This window comes from Acinetobacter sp. (genome assembly GCF_036659555.1).
In the GTDB taxonomy this organism is placed as follows: Bacteria; Pseudomonadota; Gammaproteobacteria; order Pseudomonadales; family Moraxellaceae; genus Acinetobacter.
In genome coordinates this window covers 1-6600 of the sequence record NZ_JAVXCI010000049.1, presented here as the reverse complement: position 1 = coordinate 6600, position 6600 = coordinate 1, and the positions used below count along the sequence as shown (strand labels likewise).

The window sequence follows — 6600 nt, the reverse complement described above, 5'->3', positions numbered from 1 at the left end:
ATTAAAAGCATCTTAATTATTGGTGCAGGCCCGATTGTGATCGGTCAGGCGTGTGAGTTTGACTATTCCGGCGCGCAAGCATGCAAGGCGCTCCGCGAAGAAGGCTACCGCGTTATTCTGGTGAACTCTAACCCAGCGACCATTATGACCGACCCTGCAATGGCGGACGCAACTTACATCGAGCCAATCACTTGGCAGACGGTTGCGCAGATCATTGAAAAAGAGCGTCCGGATGCAGTCCTGCCGACTATGGGCGGCCAAACCGCGCTGAACTGCGCGCTGGCGCTGGATGAGCACGGCATTCTGAAAAAATTCAATGTTGAACTGATTGGCGCAACCAAAGAAGCGATTGAAAAAGCCGAAGACCGCAAACTTTTCGACATCGCGATGCGCAAAATCGGCCTTGAATGCCCTAAAGCCGATATTGCTGAGTCAATGGAGCAGGCTTTAGAAATTCAAGCGCGCTTCGGCTTCCCGGTGATTATCCGCCCGTCATTCACCATGGGCGGTTCAGGCGGCGGCATCGCCTACAACCGCGAAGAATTCCTTGAAATCTGCGAACGCGGTTTCGACCTCTCTCCAACCAAGCAGTTATTGATTGATGAATCTTTAATTGGCTGGAAAGAATACGAGATGGAAGTTGTCCGTGACAAAAACGACAACTGCATTATTGTCTGCGCGATTGAAAACTTTGACCCAATGGGCGTGCATACAGGTGACTCGATCACCGTTGCTCCTGCGCAAACATTGACGGACAAAGAATACCAATTGATGCGTAATGCATCTTTAGCGGTGCTGCGTGAAATTGGCGTAGAAACAGGCGGCTCTAACGTTCAGTTCGGCATTTGCCCGGATACTGGCCGCATGGTTGTGATCGAGATGAACCCGCGCGTGTCGCGCTCATCTGCGCTGGCTTCTAAAGCGACCGGTTTCCCGATTGCGAAAATTGCAGCCAAACTGGCTGTAGGCTACACCCTTGATGAACTGAAAAATGACATCACCGGCGGCACAACGCCTGCATCATTCGAACCTGCAATTGACTACGTGGTAACAAAAATTCCGCGTTTCAACTTTGAAAAGTTCCCGCAAGCTGAGCCTGTGCTTACCACCCAAATGAAATCTGTGGGCGAAGTGATGGCGATTGGCCGCAACTTCCAGGAATCTGTAAACAAAGCGCTGCGCGGCCTTGAAGTTGGCGCATGCGGTTTTGATGAACAAATCGCTGTCGGCACTGAAGGCGCGCGTGAAAAGATTCTGGTTGAACTTAAAGTTCCAGGCCCTGAGCGTATCTGGTACATTGCTGATGCCTTCCGCCACGGCTTCACTTTAGAAGAAGTGTTCCAAGCGACGAAAATCGACAAATGGTTCCTGATCCAAATCGAAGACATCATCAAAACTGAAAATGAAATCAAAACTTTAGGTTTTGGTGATTTAAACGCAGACAACATCCGTTCGTTCAAGCGCAAAGGCCTGTCTGACCTTCGCATCGCGGATTTGATGGGCATTTCACAGAAGCAATTCCGCAAGCACCGCTGGAACTTGGGCGTAACCCCTGTTTACAAGCGTGTCGATACCTGCGCGGCGGAATTCGAATCTGATACCGCTTACATGTATTCAACTTACGATGAAGAATGTGAAGCCAAGCCGTCAGACAAAGATAAGATCATGGTGATCGGCGGCGGGCCGAACCGTATCGGCCAAGGCATTGAGTTCGACTACTGCTGTGTGCACGCTGCGCTTGCAATGCGTGAAGACGGCTATGAAACCATCATGGTCAACTGCAACCCTGAAACCGTTTCAACCGATTACGACACTTCAGACCGCCTGTACTTCGAACCAATTACACTGGAAGATGTACTTGAAATCGTGCGCACTGAAAAGCCTAAAGGCATTATCGTGCAGTACGGCGGCCAAACGCCGCTGAAACTGGCCCGCGCTTTGGAAGAAGCCGGTGCGCCGATTATCGGCACATCGCCAGATGCGATTGACCGCGCAGAAGACCGTGAACGCTTCCAGCAAATGATTCAGCGCCTGCAGCTGCGCCAGCCAAACAACAGCATCGTAAAATCTGCTGAAGAAGGCATTTCCGAAGCAGCTAAAGTCGGCTATCCGCTGGTTGTCCGCCCATCGTATGTACTCGGCGGCCGCGCAATGGAAATCGTGTATAACGAAGAAGAGCTGAAACGCTACCTTCGTGAAGCGGTTCAAGCGTCGAACGAAGCCCCTGTCCTGCTTGACCGTTTCCTGGATGATGCCACTGAAGTTGACGTAGACTGCGTATCTGACGGTAAAGACGTTGTGATTGGCGGGATCATGCAGCATATTGAACAAGCCGGCATTCACTCTGGCGACTCTGCGTGCTCAATTCCGCCTTACTCTCTGTCTGCAGAGATTCAGGACGAAATGCGCCGTCAAACTGTTGCCATGGCGAAAGAGCTGGGCGTTATCGGCCTGATGAACGTACAGTTTGCAGTTAAGGGTGAAGATGTTTACATCCTAGAAGTAAACCCGCGCGCATCACGTACCGTTCCTTTCGTATCTAAATGCATCGGCGAATCTTTAGCGAAAGTGGCTGCGCGCTGCATGGCAGGACAGTCGCTAGAATCTCAAGGTTTCACCAAAGAGATTATTCCGACTCATTTTGCTGTAAAAGAAGCGGTATTCCCATTCTCTAAATTCCCGGGTGTAGACCCAATGCTTGGCCCTGAGATGAAATCTACAGGCGAAGTCATGGGTGTGGGTAAAACATTTGGCGAAGCATTCTACAAAGCAGTGCTTGGCTCAAATGAACGCCTGCCAGGCTTGCCGACAGAAGGCGAAGTGAAGCACGCATTCCTGTCTGTCCGTGAATCTGACAAAAAATACATTGCTGATATTGCGAAGAAACTTGTTTCTTACGGCTTCAAGCTGGTTGCAACTTCAGGCACGCATGAAGTCCTCAGCAATGCTGGTTTAGCATGTGAACGTGTAAATAAAGTAACCGAAGGCCGTCCGCATATTGTTGACCGCTTGAAAAATGGTGAAATTCACCTTATTGTCAATACCACTGAGGGCAAGCGCGCTCAGTATGATTCAGCTGCGATTCGCCGCGCTGCATTGCAAGGCAAGGTTTATTACACAACCACCATTAACGGCGCTGAAGCGGTTTGCCAGGCTTTTGGAATTCAATTGCCAATGGATGTATACCGCCTGCAAGACCTTAGCAAAGCTTAATTAAGTTACCGGTAAGCCCCGTCACCTTATCGGTGGCGGGCTTTTTTCATTTTATAACCCTGTATTTTTTTAAATACCAATTTATGAGGGACAACAATGCAACGTTATCCTATGACTCCTGAAGGCAAACTTGCCTTAGAGAAAGAATTACATCAATTAAAAAGTATTGACCGTCCGCGCATTATTGCCGCCATTGCGGAAGCGCGCGAACATGGGGATTTAAAGGAAAATGCGGAATACCATGCTGCCCGCGAACAGCAGGGCTTCTGTGAAGGCCGCATTCAGGATATTGAAGGCAAGCTTGGCGCAGTTCAGGAAATTGACGTCAAAACGCTTGAACAGAACGGCCGTGTAGTTTTTGGCGTTACCGTGACCATTGAAAACCTGGACACTGAAGAGCAGAAGACCTACAAGATTGTAGGCGACGACGAAGCTGACTTCAAAATCAACAAAATCTCTGTGAACTCTCCGATCGCCCGCGGCCTTTTAGGCAAGAACGAAGGCGATGAAGCAAAAATCCAGACGCCGAACGGTGAAGTGGAATATGAAATTGCCAAAGTCGAATATCTTTAAGCATTAAAGATGAAATGACTTTCAAGCCCCTCTTTTGAGGGGCTTTTGTTTTTTATGCATTTATATGCCTATAATTCAGCCAGCAAGGCATGAACATAAAATTATGGATGAGCGCTTAATACAGGCTTTTTATTATGCGGCTGGGGGTATTTTCCTCGGCATTATGATTGCCATTGCATGGTCTTATGTTGTTGACAGCCATGCCAGCCCGGTGCGGATCATTTTCATCACAGCGCTTATCTGCGGATTGCTCGGCTTTCTGTTTCCGAAGCAGATTCCGCACTGGTTTAAAGCTTTGTGGAATTTTTTCAGCTGAAAGCCGCGGCTGATTTTTTAGCCGGCATACCTCATCCTCTTTAAAAGCAGATTAAATCCTCTTCTGGCGAAGCAGCGTTTCCCGCCTTTTTCAACGCGCAGTGAAATACGCTATAATCCGCCAACCTCTGCCGCGCTGTACTGCCATGCCTGAACAACTGATTAATTCCCCCGTAAAACACTGGTGTGAGTTTGAATTCATCTCTAAAACGGTGAAGAATCCGAATATTCATATTAAAGGGAATTACAGCTATTACAGCGCCTATTGGGATCAAGGCTTTGAACGCTGCGCGGTGCGTTACCTGCATGACAAGCCCGCGACAGCTGAGAAGCCGATTGACCAGCTCTATATCGGCAATTTCGTCTGTTTTGGCGCTGAGTGCGTGATTATGATGGGCGGCAACCAATTGCACCGCACCGACTGGATTTCGGCCTTTCCGTTCGATACACGCAGTTTTGTGCCTGCTGGCGACACCGTAATTGGCGACGGCTGCTGGATTGGCTCCCGCGCGATGATTATGCAAGGGGTTACATTGGGTGAAGGCGCCGTGGTGGCTACAGGCGCAGTCGTGACCAAAGACGTTCCGCCTTATGCTGTGGTGGGCGGCGTGCCTGCCAAAATTATTAAGTACCGCTTTCTGCAGGAAGATATAGAAAAACTGCTTTCACTGAAGCTGTATGACTTAGATGAAAAGCAGTTTTTAAAGATGCGGGAAAAGTTGCAGACGGAAGATGTTAATTCTCTTTTTGATTCTTTGAAATAAAGCCAGATTCAATATAGTTTTTCCAGCTAGGGACTAAATCATTTGATTTACTTAATTCAGTCACCGAATAATCTGAATATAAATTTAAAAGAGCTATTTCCTTTTCATTCATCTGCCCAGCCGTTGTATAGTATTTAATAAAATTTTCTAATTGGTCAGCTAAATCCAGAACTCCAAAGCTGGTGAACTCATATTTGCGCTTTAAAGTACTGATTAAGTTTCTAGCTATGTAGTCATCAGAACCCAAATTAGAAATATTACCTGACATATATTCTAATAATTTCCTTAAAACACCTCTAAAGTATTGGACTGTATCTTTAAAATCATTATCAAATATAATTGCAATCAAAATCATATCTTTATTTAAATCACTTGTTTTTAAAAGCGCATATTGGTTTATTTTTCTTATTAGTTCACGTGAATTGTAGTTTTTGTATAATTGCAATGCCAATACCCAAAAATAAAAAGCACTAAAATGCTCTCTATCTTCGATTTCCCCTATTCTAAAAAGTTGCTCTTTTAAGAGCATTTCATAATTATTTAATTTATCCAACTGAGGGAATTTAATTGTAAAATCAATGAATTTTGCAAAATAATCACCATTCGCTTCAACAGCATATCCATACAAACTATGCACAGACTGTATAAGTTGCGGTTTATTCATCACCAAAACAAATACAATTTTCGGAATATCAAAAAAATGTTTAATCCGCTCAATTAGACGAATTGCAAAATCAGGACGGCAACGGTCAAGTTCATCAATAATAAAAACCAAGGGCTTATTCAAGCTTTCCGCCAACTGAGCTAGTGTATTTTTAAAAGCGAACAACGATTGCTTTTCTTCTTCGTAACTATCAATTTTGTTTTGAATTGCCTCTGTGACTTTATCCCCAATATTTTCAGTCACTTTATCAATTGCATCATCAAGCTTATCTTTAATCGAATCACTATCAATTTTAACAAGTGGAATAATTCCACTTGTTAAAGCACAGCTAATCATAGAAGCAATTAGGGTTGGAGCAAGGGTTAAAAGTCCTTGCTGCATAACAGCAGCCGCTTTCTTGAATTTATGCACCAATCGCTTATCAGCAGTTTTATCAAGCTTAGATGCTATTTCAGAAGAAATGACTAAAAAAGGATCATCCAAATAATCATTCGCAAAAGCATCCAAATAAATCACATTATGGCTTTCATCTTCTAAATGCTTCTGCCAATGCCTAACAAACCACGTTTTACCCTCGCCCCAGCGTGCATCCAAAGCTAATACAGCACCGCATTGCAGACGGTCAACATAGTTTGTGAGCTGAATGCCTAAGCGCTTACGGTCCCAAAAATCACCTTCCCAAGCTTGTTGAATATTATCTAGATCTGTACGAGACCAATTGAGCTGATTATTTGCAGACATTTTTAATTCATTATTAATAAGTTAAACATAAGCTATCTGAACAGAAAATTTTAATCAACTTATGAAACAGCAAAACCTGCAGGCAAAAAAATACCGCGTTTTGGAACGCGGTATATAAAAATGGTGGCTATGACGGGACTTGAACCTGTGACCCCCGCATTATGAGTGCGGTGCTCTAACCAACTGAGCTACATAGCCATAAACTGTGCGCGCATTATGCTGCTTTATTGCAAGTACGTCAAGTACCTAATGCGCTTAATTGATCAAAATTTAGTGAAGTGAGCCGATAAGCCGGGTTCTGTCGAGAACGATCATTCCTCTAGGCGCATA

Annotated in this window: 5 protein-coding genes and 1 tRNA gene; 4 read left to right on the top strand and 2 right to left on the bottom strand. The window is 45.2% G+C overall.

From position 1 onward, the window contains the following. From carB to RSA72_RS08250, 4 genes are all read left to right on the top strand, one after another. The coding region (carB, locus tag RSA72_RS08265) for a carbamoyl-phosphate synthase large subunit (RefSeq protein WP_332633009.1) at positions 1–3213 on the top strand (3213 nt) is incomplete at its 5' end. Positions 3214–3309: 96 nt separating this feature from the next. After that, the gene (gene greA / locus RSA72_RS08260) at positions 3310–3786 is read left to right on the top strand and encodes a transcription elongation factor GreA (RefSeq protein ID WP_332624257.1); all 477 of its coding nucleotides are present in this window, start codon (positions 3310–3312) and stop codon (positions 3784–3786) included. A 103-nt stretch (positions 3787–3889) separates the two neighbouring features. Then, positions 3890–4102: a hypothetical protein gene (locus RSA72_RS08255; protein ID WP_332624256.1), complete on the top strand. Its 213-nt coding sequence runs from the start codon at positions 3890–3892 to the stop codon at positions 4100–4102. A gap of 145 nt (positions 4103–4247) precedes the next feature. Beyond that, the gene (locus RSA72_RS08250; RefSeq protein WP_332624255.1) at positions 4248–4865 is read left to right on the top strand and encodes a CatB-related O-acetyltransferase; all 618 of its coding nucleotides are present in this window, start codon (positions 4248–4250) and stop codon (positions 4863–4865) included. On the opposite strand, the gene RSA72_RS08245 is transcribed toward RSA72_RS08250, so the two are convergent. Both RSA72_RS08245 and RSA72_RS08240 read right to left on the bottom strand, forming a co-directional pair. Beyond that, positions 4837–6270, bottom strand: a complete 1434-nt coding sequence (locus RSA72_RS08245; protein WP_332624254.1) for a KAP family P-loop NTPase fold protein — start codon at positions 6268–6270, stop codon at positions 4837–4839. The two genes, RSA72_RS08250 and RSA72_RS08245, sit on opposite strands and share 29 nt — an antisense overlap. 121 nt (positions 6271–6391) lie before the next feature. Then, positions 6392–6468 (bottom strand) — tRNA-Met (locus RSA72_RS08240). Positions 6469–6600 lie beyond the last annotated feature (132 nt).

Coding starts and splice junctions, on each gene's coding strand:
- RSA72_RS08245 (WP_332624254.1), bottom strand. CDS start 6,270: ATGTCTGCAAATAATCAGCTCAATTGGTCTCGTACAGATCTAGATAAT.
- RSA72_RS08255 (WP_332624256.1), top strand. CDS start 3,890: ATGGATGAGCGCTTAATACAGGCTTTTTATTATGCGGCTGGGGGTATT.
- greA (WP_332624257.1), top strand. CDS start 3,310: ATGCAACGTTATCCTATGACTCCTGAAGGCAAACTTGCCTTAGAGAAA.
- RSA72_RS08250 (WP_332624255.1), top strand. CDS start 4,248: ATGCCTGAACAACTGATTAATTCCCCCGTAAAACACTGGTGTGAGTTT.